Here is a 14375-nt window from a genome sequence, read left to right on the forward strand (position 1 = left end):
GACTCGAAAAGAAAAAAGCCAGCTAAGTGCTGGCTTTTTAAGCGACTAAATTTTAAATCCTATAGGGGAGGATTACTTAGCTAGGTTTTCTGCTACGAAGTCCCAGTTAACTAGCGCCCAGAAACCATTCATGTAGTCTGGACGAACGTTACGGTAATCGATGTAGTAAGCGTGTTCCCATAGGTCAACAGTAAGAAGTGGAGTTGTACCTTCTTCTGTTAGAGGTGTAGCTGCGTTAGAAGTGTTAACGATCTCTAGAGAACCGTCAGCTTTTTTAACTAGCCAAGTCCAAGAAGAACCGAAGTTGTTGATTGCAGAATCAGTGAACTTCGTTTTGAACTCTTCGAAAGAACCGAATGCAGCGTTGATTGCGTCTGCAACTGCGCCTGTTGGTTCACCGCCCGCGTTTGGAGCTAGACAGTGCCAGTAGAACGTATGGTTCCAGATCTGTGCTGCGTTGTTGAACACGCCACCAGTTGAGGTCTTGATGATTTCTTCTAGCGTTTTGCCTTCAAACTCAGTACCTGGGATAAGACCGTTTAGCTTAACTACGTAAGTGTTGTGGTGCTTACCGTGGTGGAAATCTAGAGTCTCTGCTGAGATATGTGGTTCTAGCGCGTCTTTCGCGTAAGGAAGAGCTGGTAGTTCAAATGCCATTACTCGATTCTCCATTGATATGAAAGAGTTAAACTCTCTCGATTGCTTCCAGTGTTATTAATTTATGATGGCTAGCTAAGTACTAACCACGTCATTCTGCTGACTTGCGCTATAGTTTAGCAAGTTTTTACTTTATTAAAAGCATCACGACCAATTTCTATATGAAATTTCTTTATCATATAAAACCACAGATATTATAGGCTTTTTATTCTCAGACAATGGTTTAAAATATGTCAATAATTTGCAGTAACTCCATGAAGAGGAAGTAATGGAAACCATCGACAAAATCAAACAGCAAATCGAAGAGAACGCTATCCTTCTTTACATGAAAGGTTCTCCAAAGCTACCTAGCTGCGGCTTCTCATCTCAGGCTTCGCAAGCACTTATGGCGTGTGGTGAAAAGTTCGCTTACGTGGATATTTTACAGAACCCTGATATTCGTGCTGAGCTACCAGCATACGCGCAGTGGCCGACATTCCCACAGCTTTGGGTTGAAGGTGAGCTGATTGGCGGCTGTGACATCATTATTGAGATGTTCCAGAAAGGTGAACTTCAGCCTCTAATTAAAGAAGCGGCTGAACGCGCAGGTACAGACGAAGAGTAATCAATAAACTACTGTTTAAATTTACAGTTTTTCTTGATTTTTAAGGGCCACATTCGATAATGTGGCCCTTATTGTATCTGCCCGATAAATTTTATGTCACGTCTGTTTATTGCTGAAAAACCAAGCTTAGGTCGAGCTATCGCTGCTGCGCTTCCTAACCCGCAAAAGAAAGAGCAAGGCTTTATTCGTTGTGGCAATGGTGACGTGGTGACCTGGTGTATTGGTCACTTGCTAGAGCAGGTAGAACCAGACGCCTATGATGACAGATACAAAAAATGGAATTTGGCTGATTTGCCAATCGTTCCTGAACACTGGCAACTGCGTCCTCGTAAGTCGGCGTCTAAACAGCTGACAGTGGTCAAGAAGTTACTCAAAGAAACATCTGAGATCATTCATGCTGGCGACCCGGATCGCGAAGGTCAGTTGTTGGTGGATGAGGTGTTGGATTACTGCAAAGTCAGTAAAACAAAAAAAGAAGCCACGCAACGCTTATTGATTAGCGACCTCAACTTACCAGCGGTCAAGCGCGCGCTAAATCAGATGCGCAGTAACCGCGAGTTTATTCCTCTTTCGGTTTCTGCTCTTGCTCGCTCCCGAGCTGATTGGCTGTATGGCATGAATATGTCCCGCGCTTATACGCTGCTGGGGCAAAAGGCTGGCTATCAAGGAGTGCTGTCTGTCGGTAGAGTTCAGACGCCCGTGCTTGGGCTGGTAGTCCGTCGTGATGAAGAGATCGAGAACTTCATCCCTCGTGACTATTTTACCTTACATGCCTTGATTCCTTATCAGGATGGCAATAGTGCGTTTGATATTCGCGCCCGCTGGAAACCGAGCGAAGCATGCAAGCCTTGGCAAGACGAAGAAGGGCGGGTTCTCAATCGTAAACTGGTCGAGAATGTGGCTAACCGTATTGCCAATCAACCGGCCAAGGTGGTTGAGTCGGAGCAAAAACAAACTAAGCAATCAGCTCCTTTACCTTATTCTCTCTCAGCTTTACAGATTGATGCGGCCAAACGCTTTGGTATGAGCGCTCAACAGGTGTTGGATACCTGCCAATCTTTGTATGAAAAGCACAAGCTCATCACTTACCCTAGGTCGGATTGCCGATACCTGCCGATGGAACATTATGGACAGGCCAAAAGTGTTTGCGATGCGATATCGAATAACTGTAACGAGTTAGGCCAGGCTGTTCATGGCGCTGATTTAAGTCTCAAATCCAAAGCATGGAATGATAAAAAAGTGGATGCACACCACGCTATCATCCCCACGCCTAAAAAGGCTTCCGTTAATGCGTTGTCAGGCAATGAGATGAAAATCTATCAGCAAATTGCTCGTCAATATTTAATGCAGTTTTATCCAGCCGCAATTTATGCAGAAGCGAAGCTGGTGTTTGACATCGCTGGGGGGACTTTTATTGCTAAAGGTCGCCAGCTTGTATCGGCCGGCTGGAAAGCGTTAATGGGAAAAGTGGACGATGACGACGCGGGCGTTGATGCGGTTCCCCCACTTGATGAAGGCACAGTGCTGACTTGTCGCGAAGGCGAGATCAAAGACCGTAAGACTGAGCCACCTAAGCACTTTACTGAAGCGACTTTACTGCAAGCGATGACAGGCATCGCACGTTTTGTTGAAGACAAAGAGCTGAAAAAGATCCTAAAAGAAACTGATGGGCTAGGTACCGAAGCGACTCGTGCAGGTATTTTGGATACTCTGTTTAAGCGTCAACTGCTGCAACGGCAGGGCAAAACAATCCTCAGTTCACCAGCGGGAAGAGGGCTAGTTCACGCATTGCCTTCTGAGTCGACTTATCCTGATATGACCGCGCATTGGGAGCATCAACTTCAGGGAATGGCTGAACGAAATCAAGCCTACGGACCGTTTATGCAAGCGCTGCAGACGCGGATTGATGATTTAATGCATCAAGTCAAAGGCGGCGAAGTACCTGAATCGCTTCGTCACCTACCCAAAGTTGAACGCCCAGCCTTTAAACGTAAACGACGTAGCTCTGCGAAATCTACTGGTCAAAAACGCACTTCAACTAGGCACAAAACGGGTTAACTACGATTACCAATCGTGTGCTGATATTCTCTAGGCGTTAAACCAAACCTGTCCTTAAAACGCTGACGGAAGCGTTCTTCCGACTGATAACCACACATCTGTGCAAGTTGATAGCCATCGTATTCGCGCCTTTGCATCAATTGCAATGCATGGTTAAGGCGCACCTCTGCCAGCAAGTGACGATATTGAATGCCTTCCAGTTTTAGTTTGCGGATCAGTGTGGCTCGGCTCATACCAAAGTGATTGGCAGCGCCTTCCAAGGTATGCTCGTTGGCTGGTGAGATAGAAAGGTATTGAGTAAGAGTCTGTGTCATTGACGTTTGAGAAGAGGGAAAAACTTTATGCAGAGCACCTTGCTCTGCCAATTGCTGATAAAGCGGCATTAACCAGTATTGCTGAGTGTGGGTACTCATCGCTTTCAGATTCACTTTTGCCAGAATATCAAGAGTGTCTCTGACGGACTTACTAACTAAGCAATAAGATGAATTTAAAGAAGAGTGGACTGACTCGCTCAGGCGAAGCATTTCTTGATCTGGCGAAGAGTGAAAACTGAATACTCTTGATAGAAATGGCCCTTTACCCGGTAGATTGGCAAAGTTCCATGAGCTGGCTGCGCTGCACAATATCAGCGAGTCAGGCGTTAGCGTGAAAGACTCTTCCTGCCAGAACAGTCGTTTGTTGCCGGATAAAATCTGGATGATGCTAGGGGAGTGAATCGTCACATTTCTCAAAGCTTGCAAGTGCTGGGCACGAAACTCAGTGATCTGAAATTGGTGAGCCATCACTCCTCCTTTGGTTAGCGGGTATAGGTTGCTGTTAGAGTTGCTTTCGCTAATGCGAGGCTATTTAGGGTAAAGCCTACGACAGCGGAAGGTGTATCTGGTGCCAATCCCAGCTTGGCTTTTGGCAGCGCCCAAACGGTGAACTGATAGCGATGCATACCATCTCCTACGGGTGGGCAAGCTCCACCAAAGCCTTTGGTGCCATAGTCTATGCGTGTTTCGAAGCCACCCAGCTTGCTGATATCTGCCCCTCTAGGTAGCTGACTGACGCCCGCGGGAATATCGAGGGCAATCCAATGCCAGAAGCCACTTTCGGTCGGCGCGTCTGGATCGTAAGCTGTAATGGCAAAACTCTTGGTTCCCTTTGGTGCGTTGTCCCAGCTTAACTGCGGCGACAAATTATCGCCTGAGCATCCCCAGCCAGCAAACTCGAAGGTCTTCTCCATTGGATGACCTTCCTGAATATCCTGACTCGTCAGATCAAAGGCAAATGTTTTGCCTGACAGTATCAGGCCTGCTGTCATTAGTGCTAATGTGGTGGCTTTCATGTTGAGCTCCTTGTGTCTGATTTAGTATCAGTTTAACGAGCTCAATCTGTTTTTATGGATCTAAAAGTATCATATATAATCTAATTTTAGTTAAAAGTGATACTTTTTGTTGATTTTGATATTACCAAGGAAGTGCGCTGCCATCATAGTTGATAAATTCACCAGAGCGGCTGATATCGGCACTCTCGATCACGTCAACAAGTCCTGCTGCGGATGTTTGCGTATCAATTAACGCATTTGGCCCACCCATTTCAGTTTGTACCCATCCAGGGTGGAGTGCCAAAATGGTGAATCCTTGACTGGTAAGGTCGTTACTCAGGCTTTTCACTACCGAGTTAAGTGCGGCTTTCGATGAACGATAAATATAACCGCCACCAGATGTGTTCTCTGTCATGCTACCGACCTTGGAAGAGAGACAGACAACTTTCTTCAAATTGCCTTTTGCTAGGTTTGGAAAGAGTGATTCAACGAGCTTAAGCGGTGCAATGGTGTTGATTTCAAAAACTTTTCGCCACTCGTCGATATCAGTGTTACCAAAGCCGTTACCTTTTGGTCCGTAGTAGCCAGCATTATTGATCAGCAAATCAATGGCAGGCAGAGCATTGGCGAGCTCATTTAGCCCTTGATAATCAGTGACATCAAATGGATGGCACGTCAGCTTGTCGCCTTCCAGCTCAAGGAGCTCCTGTGAACTTGCCTCTGAGCGATAGGTCGCGTGAACTTGCCAACCTTGAGCAAGGTAGTTTTTGACTAAGCTTAGCCCGATACCACGGTTAGCTCCGGTGATTAGAACAGTTGTCATAGTGGTCCCCAGTAAAGTGTTGTAGCTATTTTGCTCAGCGGTTAATGTAAAATCAACTTAACAAATGATAATTATTACTATTTGTTGAGAGTTACAACCGTGATGCAACTTGTTACCATACTCAAAACACAAATATCGATAGATAATCAATGATCCCGCTGATTTATCACTCCATCTATTCAGAGCTGCCGTTACCTCAAGGCCACCGGTATCCGATCCATAAGTATCGTCTGTTATTCAATGAAATTGAAAAAGTGCGCTATCGCGACAAACAATGGCAGGCGTTGTTTCATTATTGTGAGCCACAAGCTTTGACACCTGATGAAGTGATGATGACGCACTGTGAACAGTACGTGTCTGAACTGTTTTCTGGTCGTTTGCCCGCGGCGCGTATGCGACGTATTGGTTTCCCGTGGAGTGAGTGTCTTATTGAGCGCACGTTGACATCCGCTGGTGGAACTTGCCTGACAGTTGAAAAAGCGATTGAGTATGGTGTGGCTATCCACCTGAGTGGCGGATACCACCATGCACATTATGATTTTGGCAGTGGGTTTTGTTTGCTTAATGATTTGGTTTTGGCGGCAAAACGTGCACTAACACATGACGGCATCGAAAAAGTGCTGATTGTTGATAGTGATGTTCATCATGGTGATGGGACGGCAACGTTATGTGCTGATCAGGATGACATCGTGACGCTGTCTTTTCATTGCGATAAAAACTTTCCAGCGCGTAAGCCAGATTCGGATATGGATGTCGCTTTCCCACGTGAAACCAGTGATGAAGAATTTCTTAGCACATTTACTTCGGTTGTCGAGATGGCAATTAATCTGCATCAACCGGATTTGATTCTTTATGATGCGGGTGTCGATATTCATGAAGACGATGAGCTGGGCTACTTCAATGTCTCTACTCAGGCGATTTATCAAAGAGATGTTGCTATGTTTCAATTGGCAAAAACGAATGCATTACCGATAGGCTGTGTTGTCGGAGGGGGTTATCGCACTGATCATAGTGATTTGGTGCCAATCCACATGCAATTGCTGAATGCAGCTTTGCAAGTTTATGGAAATTATTAAGGTGAACAATGGAACATAGAATTCGGGCGGCGGGCATACTTATCGATAATGACGCAATTTTGCTTTTGAAAGTTAAAGACTTTTCAGGAGAGTATTGGATCCCACCAGGTGGTGGCATGGAAGAGGGGGATAGAAGTTCAAAAGATTGTGTCGTGAGAGAGTTTAAAGAGGAAGCGGGGCTAGATATTGAAGCTGGAGAGCTGATTTGTGTTCGCGAGTTTTTTGAAACGCATAGAAATCGCTATCACTCAGAATTCTTTTATCGTGTTTCTCACTATGACGGTGAGCCTCATATTGAGAACCTGCTTGGGCTCAATGACGAAGATTATATTCAGTCTGTGGAGTGGGTGGCTTTGGGGGATGTGAGTGGTAAGCGTATATATCCGAAAGAGCTTAAAGATAAGGTATTGGAACTGATTGATACCGAGTGCTTTTCTATCCATTTAGGTAGTTATACACAAGGTGATAAGGAAGAACTTAATCGATTGTAGAATAGGGATCGTGCTCAGCAGTGATTATTATAGGCGTCCAAAACAAGAAAACCCCAGCCTTAAGGCTTAATGCTGATCGGTTTAGAGACCTGAACGATCCTGAGATCGTATGATAATCCCCACTAACAAAGTTAGTGGGGATTTTTTATGTTTGCTCAAGAGCTGCTTTTGGCACATGAGACTATCGAGGATGGTAAAAATTACGAGTCTGTAGTTAATGCCATTCAGCTTGAATGGATAGAACAAGCTTTGCTTGATACGTCTAAAGCAAGCATTAGAAGGCGACGCTTACCAGCGCAACAAGCCGTCTGGCTCGTCATTTGGATGGGACTACAACGAAATAAATCAATCAAAGAAGTATGCAGTTCTCTTGACCTAGCTCTCCAACCTAAGCCTCAGGATTCTTGGTCTCGTGTTGCACCTAGCGTACTTACTGACTCTAGGCGACGTTTAGATGAAGCTCCTCTCGCCGCTTTGTTTAAAACCTCTGTGGCAGCTTGGGAGAGAAACGCATTAGTGAAAGATAAGGGGCTAGGACTAAATATCATGGCCGTGGATGGCACAACCTTTCGCTGCCAAGATTCAGAAGACAACGCGCAAACATTTGGATTCATTTCTCAAAAACACAGACCTTATCCTCAACTTCGCTTGGTCGGCCTGATGGCTACTGAGACTCGCTTTATGATGGGTGCTGCATTCGATGCTTGTCAGGTTGGTGAAGCCACGTTAGCACGCCGATTGTTAGCAGATGTACCAGCAAACTCACTCACGCTATTTGACCGTTGCTACTTTTCTGCCGACCTATTGATATCGTGGAATGCAGCAGCCTCCAACAGCCACTGGCTAACCCCCGTAAAGCGGAAATTAAGATATGAGATTGTGAAGCAATTTGCTGAAAACGACATGCTTATCTCTATGCCAATCTCCTCCCAAGCTCAGCGCAATAACCCTAATTTACCTACTCATTGGCAAGCGCGCCTTATCCTCTATAAAGACCCAAAGGGCGAAATTGAAGGTTTTATAACGTCACTTGTTGAGCCTGAACAATACTTATTAGAAGACTTATTGGCTGTCTATTGGCAGCGCTGGGAAATAGAAGAAGGCTACGGTGAGATAAAGCAAACTCAGCTACAAAGTGAGGTCACCTTGAGAAGTCGTTTTGCTGCTGGCGTTAGACAAGAGCTCTGGGGAGTATTGCTGGCGTACAATTTGGTGCGCTTAGAGATGATTCATATTGCTCAAGATGCCGATGTAAGACCAACGAGAGTAAGCTTTACAGCTGCAATAAATTTGATAGATACCCAATTACGTTGGTTGGCACTCAGTCCTGATGGAACTTTGCCAAGTAAACTCAAACAGATGAGGGAGAGCATAAGTCACTTCATTTTACCTGATAAAAGAAAGGACCGAACGTATCGACGTTCAGTCCTTTTTGTCCCACCCAAATACCCATTTAGGTATAAGCGTTAATGCTTATCCGAACGGCATTAAGCCTTAAGGCTAGGGTTTTTAAATTGGCGGAGAGATAGGGATTTGAACCCTAGATACGCTATTAACGTATGCCGGTTTTCAAGACCGGTGCTTTCAACCACTCAGCCATCTCTCCTTTGTTGACGCGAATGATATAGAGGTTGGTTTTTCTTGTAAACCCCTAATTTCACTGATTGCTTTAATTGTGAACACTTAGTGCAGAAAATGAGTTCAAGTGCGTGCTTTTAGACCTAATACATCGCATAACAGAGGTATTTGGTCGTAATGAGTTGATCAATGTTGTAAGAGCTCAATGACTTGATAGGTTTGAATGCCAGCAAGAACACCTTGCTCCCAACCACCTTCAACTAGGGTCTCTGCCTTTAGCTTCAATGCGGCGGCCACGTCACCATTAAAGTGAGCATCCACTGCGGATTTATCCGAGAAGAAATCAACGATACCGAATTGATTACCACCGAAATGTACAGCAAACCAGTGGAGAGTACCGGGCTCTTGAGTAGATACTATTTCGGCGCCTTGTCTGAGTAATTCAATCAGTGTTTGCTCTTGTCCGCTCTTCGCGGCAAGAGGAATGTAAGTGGCGATTTTGACAGAGTTATTGGCATTTTTACTGACTTTAGAGGCAATAATGTCGGCATTATGAATGTTGGGTAGTACACCTTCAGACCAGCCACCCTGTACGAGGGTCTTTGCATTATCACTAAGCGCTTGAGGAACAAGTCCAGAGAAGTGGGTGTCCTGAGCCGCTTGAGAGCCGAAAGCATCAAATATGACAAAAGTGTTTTTATCCTTATTCTGAAGTGCCGACCAGAACAAAGTGTCGGGTTCGTTTTCTTGAACGAGTTGCGCGCCAATGGAAAGAAAATTGCTTAGCTCAGTGCTTTGGCCTTTCTGTGCTGCAATTTCAATCACACTGGCTCTCTTGAGAGTTTTCTTGGTTGGTTCTGCATTAGCGCCCATTGCGATAGCAAAAATAGAGAAAATGGAGCACACGCGCGAGATTGGGCTTATGATTTTTAACATATTGTATACCTCTTCATATGAGTTGGAGTGGTTTGGTTTGAAGCAAAGTATACTTTTCTGATTTTTAGGATAAATAGCGCTTATTCGGACTTATAGTTCTATTAAATAGGACAAAAGGGCGGGGCATGATTGCCTTTGTCTACCTTATTTAGGACGGGGGAGGGTGAAAACAAAAAAAAGAGCCGAAGCTCTCTTTTTCTAGGTGTAATGGTCGGACTGACTGGATTTGAACCAGCGACCCCCGACACCCCATGACGGTGCGCTACCAAGCTGCGCTACAGTCCGATACCTGTAATTTACCCATTATTTTCGATGGGGTCAATCACTAACGCTATGATTTAGTTACTTTTTACGTAAAAACGTTGCAGCTCAGTCAAACCTTGCATTAGGACTGGCAATGTCGGATTCTCATCTTGCAAGCGTTGGTAGTTACTGTCATACAATTTGTAGTTACCAAACTTATCGATGACTGTCGTGTCTTTGTTGGTGATCAGTGCCAGTTCCCTTGTGTCCCCTGCTAGAATCCATTTTCTAGAACGCTCGTCAAACAAGTTTTGACCGCTACTAAAATCCGAAGGATTTGAGGACACACCAAGCAAATCTTGGAGTAGTGTCACTGATAAGTCTAAATGGCTGGTGCGATGATTGTACTTTCCTGCGACTTTTCCTGGCCAATGAATAACCATTGGCACTTGAAGCTGGTAGCGACTGTAGTTGCTATTTGAGCCCCAGCTGTTCGTTCTTGTCTCATTGAACTCGGTACCGTGATTAGATGTGATAACGATAATAGTTGATTCATCAATATCAAGTTCTTTAATCTTCTCAAACAATACACCCAGTTCTTGGTCGGCGTTGCTAACGGAAGTGTGATACCCCTGTTTCAGCGTTTCTAAGGTCGATTTTTGACTGCCAGAGTTTTCATTGTAAGCGTTGAAATTATCGACCGTGGTGAGTTCAATAAAGCTGAACCAAGGGGTTTTCTTCTGTTGAGCAACCCAATTCGCCCACGCGTTAATTGCCTGAGTATCGGGAGATGTGGTGTCATTAAATGCAATGCCTGTAAAGTTCAGACCACGGAATACGGTTTCACCGTACAAATTATCATCGAAGTTGTCACCGCTGAACAAACCAAAGCTATAGTCTTTGTCCAAGAGTGTATCAAGTAAGATAGGACGGGAGCCTTGAGTTTTGATACTGCTGACGTAGCTACTCGGTAGGCCATAAAATAAGCCAAATACACCGAAAGTATCATTACTAGAGCTATAGTGATCAGTAAAGTTAAGGTTCTCGGAAGCAAATTCTGCTGCGTTTGGCATCAAATCGGATGTTAGTACATCCCCCCTTAAGTTATTGACGCTCACGACCAAAACATTCAGCGGGTTTGCTCTTCGATGAAATTCAAGTTTCTCAAGAGGGTAGCGAACTAAATCTGAGTTAGCTTCGCTTTCTTTCAGGCGTTGAAGGTACTCTTCTCTATCCAGTAAACCGTGACGTTCCATAAAGGATTTAGCTGTCATCGGGTAAGATAGAGGGAAATTGGCCTTCTGCGCGGTAATAGGATTGTAGAAATAAGCATCAGCCCAGACGTATATCAGGTGACTGGTTATAAAACTGACAAAGAAGAGGGCTGCTATAGGGCGACCAACGTGTTTATGCGACAGGCGACGTTGCTTACGCCATACCCACTCAGATAATGCTAACTGTAAGAGGAAGATAAGTGGCAACACGACAAATAAGTGTTGCAAATCAATGCTGATGGAGCTGCCTTCTTCGCTAAATAAGACTTCCCAAACAACAGGAGTCAGATGAAGGTTAATCTTTTGATAGGCCTGAGTATCAATCAGAAGTACCGTCAAACCGACGGTAGCAAAGCAAACCGCCACCAAGCGAAACAGCTTGCGTGACGGTATCAAGAAAGTCAGCGGAAACAGAACTAATAGGTAGAGTGCAAAAACGAGAAAACCGAAATGCCCAACCCAAGAAACGGCCAGATAAAACTGTCCTAAAAGGGTATCGGGCCAAGGAGATTGAGTGATATAACGGGTACCAATTAACATGGCCGCTATGATGTTGAAAAAGGCAAACCAATGCCCCCAACCCACTAAACGCGATACGCGTTCGCCGTATGTATTTCCGTTATCTACCATGTACTGTTTTATTGTCCGTTTATTGTTCTAGTGAGTGTTTTCTTCAATAGAAGACAACAGTGCCTGAGCAAATTTTTCAGCAAGTGCTTTACGTTGTGAAGCATTAACGTTTTGATTTAAGACATTGGTAGCGATATTTCCCGCAATCATCAAAGATAATTCAGGACCCGCACCGTGTTTGTCTAGCACTGCTGCAACTTCTGACAGAATTGCTTCAATTTTGTCGTCGCTGTATTTAGATGTGATCGGCATAAAGACTCTAATGGTGATAGTAAAGCGGCTTATGATAACCTACAATGCCTCGCAACTGAAACCTACACGACGATAAAAATTCATCATGAGTCTTCATCTTTCAAACGTTATCTTACACCAGCTACGTAAAAACGATTCTGACGAACTTGTTGTTAACTTTCGAGCTAATTCCCTTGAAAATGACGCATCGACGGAAAACCTAGTTGCAGAGCTGCATCGTGTCTTTAATTCTAAAGCAGGTAAAGGATTTGGTTCTTTCAAGTCTGACAGTGAATTTCAAAACTGGTTGCATGAACTTCGTAAGGGTGAGAAAAACTTTTATGATTTCTCACAAGAAAGTGCAAATCGCCTGAAAGATGAGCTAAGTAAGTACCCATTTGCAGATGAAGGCATTCTGGTGATTGCCGAATATCAGTCTCTGGCGACAGATTATCTATTCGTTGCCATTATTCCTTCAAATCAAAGCCTAAAAGTAACAGAAGGTCTCGAAATTAGTGCCACGGACTATCTTGATCTGAGCAAAATGGATATTGCTGCACGTATTGACCTGACCAGTTATGAGACAGATAAAGAGTCGAACCGCTACTTAGCCTATATCAAAGGACGCGTTGGGCGTAAGGTGGCAGATTTCTTCCTTGATTTCTTGCAAGCTGAAGTTGGGCTGGATACTAAGCAGCAAAACCAAGTTTTGATGCAGGCGGTTGAAGATTTCTGTACAGATTCGAAATTAGAGAAAGACGAAGCCATCAGTTATAAAAAGCAAGTGGCTGACTATTGCAACGAACAAATCAAGAGCGGCGATGAAGTTCAGGTCCGTGAACTCTCTGGTGAGCTTCCTCCTTCTCAAGATGGCACCAGTTTTCTTGATTATACCCAAGAGCAGGGTTATGAATTGGAAGACAGTTTTCCTGGTGATAGAACGACAGTTCGCAAGCTGACGAAATACGTTGGTGCAGGCGGAGGTTTAAACATTAATTTTGATAGCCTGCTGCTCGGTGAGCGCGTTTTCTATGACCCTGAAACTGATACTCTAACTATTAAAGGGACACCACCAAATCTTCGTGATCAACTGACCCGTAATCGTTAACCACTATATTATTTAATCTAGAGTCGGGCTAAGTCGAAGAAATATGCACTTAGCCCTACTATTCTTAAACTTTGCGTATATGCTTGTAATTATGGAATTTATTCAAACACGAGCATGACATGAAACGCAAAGCGCTTAAGCTGTGCTGGCTAGTTGTAATAGTCTGGGTGATAGGGATGACAATGTTCACTCTGAGTTATCGCTCCAACGTGATGACAATGAACCAGATCAATGAGTTGAGTAATAGCATTGATGAGTTGAAATATTCGCTCTTTCAAGAACCCGCTTATCGTGTAGAACTGACCGATGGGCAGTCTCTCAACTTGCAATTGCTCTATGCTCTTCGCCTCCAAATTGAAGCAACATATCAACAAAATTGGCTGACACCCGATATTAATCAATTGCTCTACACAACGGATCGGTTTATTGAGCAGACCAAAGTCTTCCTAGATAACGAGCTTGATCTGATTGCATTAGTCGATCAAATCCAATTTGTTCGAGCTAAATACCAGAGTAGCCCTAATCTGGAATTGTACTATTATCATTTGGGGGCGAATGTTCTGGAAGCTTTATTTAGCTCCAACAAATCAAACCCTCAAGTTTTCCGAGAGTTGGATCAACTTTATGTCGAATCTGAATCTCTGCCTACCTTGCAAAAGAAAGATCTTCAGATGCTATTATCGCAAACGTCTTCTGTTTTGGGAGGATATGCGCAAGGCAGTTATGTCATTGAAAAAATGATTACACACTCTATCCATAATCAGATCAACCTAGTGGAAGCACAATATCAATCGCAGCAACATTACTTTATCATGGGTGGTGGTGTTTTTAGTGGGCTTTGCTTACTAGTAATGATATCAATAGTTTATCGGTTTACAGGAGTTCAGAAAATGGTCGAACGTCCCGAGAAAGTAGCAGACAACTCTCCCGAAGAAGTTCAGTCTATTGAATCACAGCCGTCGCCTGTGACAGCCGCAAATACATGGTTAAATGATGGGCCAGAAATTGATTTGGATGGCATGCTTGATGCTTTGGGGAATGACTATGAATCTGTGTGTATGTTGTTGCAGGTTTTCGTTGATGATCATACCGGGGATGCTGAGCGAATCACACAACTGCTGAATGATTCTCCGGATGAAGCCTTACGTAAAGCACATAGCTTGAAGGGCGTTGGGGGAAATTTGGGGGCCTTAAAGCTTCGTGAATCAGCCGGTAAAGTCGAACAGGCAATTAAAGAGGATATTGATTCTGTTGCGGTTTTACTTGATGAGCTTAAAGTGCGCTTAGATAAAGCCATTCTTGAAGCTCAGACGTTTCTTAAACAACAGGAAGCTAATGGTTAACTATAAGGGTGAGT

Annotated in this window: 14 protein-coding genes and 2 tRNA genes; 7 read left to right on the forward strand and 9 right to left on the reverse strand. The window is 44.2% G+C overall.

What is annotated here, in order from left to right; translation table 11 throughout:
• Window positions 1-72 precede the first annotated feature (72 nt).
• Complete coding sequence (gene sodB / locus L1D31_RS16650) at window positions 73-657, reverse strand: superoxide dismutase [Fe] (RefSeq protein WP_239838192.1); 585 nt, start codon at window positions 655-657, stop codon at window positions 73-75.
• 268 nt (window positions 658-925) lie between these two features.
• Between sodB and L1D31_RS16655 the strand changes: the two genes are divergently transcribed.
• Window positions 926-1261: a Grx4 family monothiol glutaredoxin gene (locus tag L1D31_RS16655; protein ID WP_045974984.1), complete on the forward strand. Its 336-nt coding sequence runs from the start codon at window positions 926-928 to the stop codon at window positions 1259-1261.
• Between the two features lie 93 nt (window positions 1262-1354).
• A complete protein-coding gene (locus L1D31_RS16660) occupies window positions 1355-3319 on the forward strand; it encodes a DNA topoisomerase III (RefSeq protein ID WP_239838193.1) in 1965 nt (654 codons plus the stop codon).
• Here L1D31_RS16660 and L1D31_RS16665 read toward each other — a convergent pair.
• From L1D31_RS16665 to L1D31_RS16675, 3 genes are all read right to left on the reverse strand, one after another.
• Window positions 3316-4101, reverse strand: a complete 786-nt coding sequence (locus L1D31_RS16665) for a helix-turn-helix transcriptional regulator (RefSeq protein WP_239838194.1) — start codon at window positions 4099-4101, stop codon at window positions 3316-3318. The genes L1D31_RS16660 and L1D31_RS16665 overlap by 4 nt on opposite strands.
• 14 nt (window positions 4102-4115) lie before the next feature.
• Window positions 4116-4649 carry a YbhB/YbcL family Raf kinase inhibitor-like protein gene (locus L1D31_RS16670; protein WP_239838195.1) on the reverse strand — a complete coding sequence of 178 codons (534 nt, stop codon included), beginning with the start codon at window positions 4647-4649 and terminating at the stop codon, window positions 4116-4118.
• 121 nt (window positions 4650-4770) lie between these two features.
• Window positions 4771-5451 carry an SDR family oxidoreductase gene (locus L1D31_RS16675; protein WP_239838196.1) on the reverse strand — a complete coding sequence of 227 codons (681 nt, stop codon included), beginning with the start codon at window positions 5449-5451 and terminating at the stop codon, window positions 4771-4773.
• Window positions 5452-5600: 149 nt separating this feature from the next.
• Between L1D31_RS16675 and L1D31_RS16680 the strand changes: the two genes are divergently transcribed.
• The 3 genes from L1D31_RS16680 to L1D31_RS16690 all read left to right on the forward strand — a co-directional run bounded on the left by L1D31_RS16680 (window position 5601) and on the right by L1D31_RS16690 (window position 8488).
• Window positions 5601-6527 (forward strand): histone deacetylase, encoded by a 927-nt coding sequence (locus tag L1D31_RS16680; RefSeq protein ID WP_239838197.1) that lies wholly within the window; start codon window positions 5601-5603, stop codon window positions 6525-6527.
• 8 nt (window positions 6528-6535) lie between these two features.
• On the forward strand, window positions 6536-7018 hold the full coding sequence (locus L1D31_RS16685) for an NUDIX domain-containing protein (RefSeq protein ID WP_239838198.1): 483 nt from the start codon (window positions 6536-6538) through the stop codon (window positions 7016-7018).
• Between the two features lie 147 nt (window positions 7019-7165).
• Entirely contained in the window at window positions 7166-8488 is a 1323-nt protein-coding gene (locus L1D31_RS16690; RefSeq protein WP_239838199.1) for an IS4 family transposase, read from the forward strand.
• 45 nt (window positions 8489-8533) lie between these two features.
• Here the strand turns inward: L1D31_RS16690 and L1D31_RS16695 are convergent.
• From L1D31_RS16695 to L1D31_RS16715, 5 genes are all read right to left on the reverse strand, one after another.
• Window positions 8534-8624 (reverse strand) — tRNA-Ser (locus L1D31_RS16695).
• A 158-nt stretch (window positions 8625-8782) separates the two neighbouring features.
• Window positions 8783-9532, reverse strand: a complete 750-nt coding sequence (locus L1D31_RS16700) for an antibiotic biosynthesis monooxygenase (RefSeq protein WP_239838200.1) — start codon at window positions 9530-9532, stop codon at window positions 8783-8785.
• 208 nt (window positions 9533-9740) lie between these two features.
• A tRNA-Pro gene (locus tag L1D31_RS16705) sits at window positions 9741-9817 on the reverse strand.
• A gap of 53 nt (window positions 9818-9870) precedes the next feature.
• Window positions 9871-11679, reverse strand: coding sequence for a DUF3413 domain-containing protein (locus tag L1D31_RS16710; protein WP_239838201.1), 1809 nt, complete (start codon window positions 11677-11679; stop codon window positions 9871-9873).
• Between the two features lie 27 nt (window positions 11680-11706).
• Window positions 11707-11931 (reverse strand): YejL family protein, encoded by a 225-nt coding sequence (locus tag L1D31_RS16715; protein WP_239838202.1) that lies wholly within the window; start codon window positions 11929-11931, stop codon window positions 11707-11709.
• Between the two features lie 85 nt (window positions 11932-12016).
• On the opposite strand from L1D31_RS16715, the gene yejK reads away from it, so the two are divergent.
• Both yejK and L1D31_RS16725 read left to right on the forward strand, forming a co-directional pair.
• Entirely contained in the window at window positions 12017-13018 is a 1002-nt protein-coding gene (gene yejK / locus L1D31_RS16720; protein ID WP_239838203.1) for a nucleoid-associated protein YejK, read from the forward strand.
• Window positions 13019-13137: 119 nt separating this feature from the next.
• Entirely contained in the window at window positions 13138-14361 is a 1224-nt protein-coding gene (locus L1D31_RS16725) for an Hpt domain-containing protein (protein ID WP_239838204.1), read from the forward strand.
• Window positions 14362-14375 lie beyond the last annotated feature (14 nt).

The organism is Vibrio sp. Isolate23, assembly GCF_022398095.1.
GTDB classification, from domain to species: Bacteria; Pseudomonadota; Gammaproteobacteria; order Enterobacterales; family Vibrionaceae; genus Vibrio; species Vibrio coralliilyticus_A.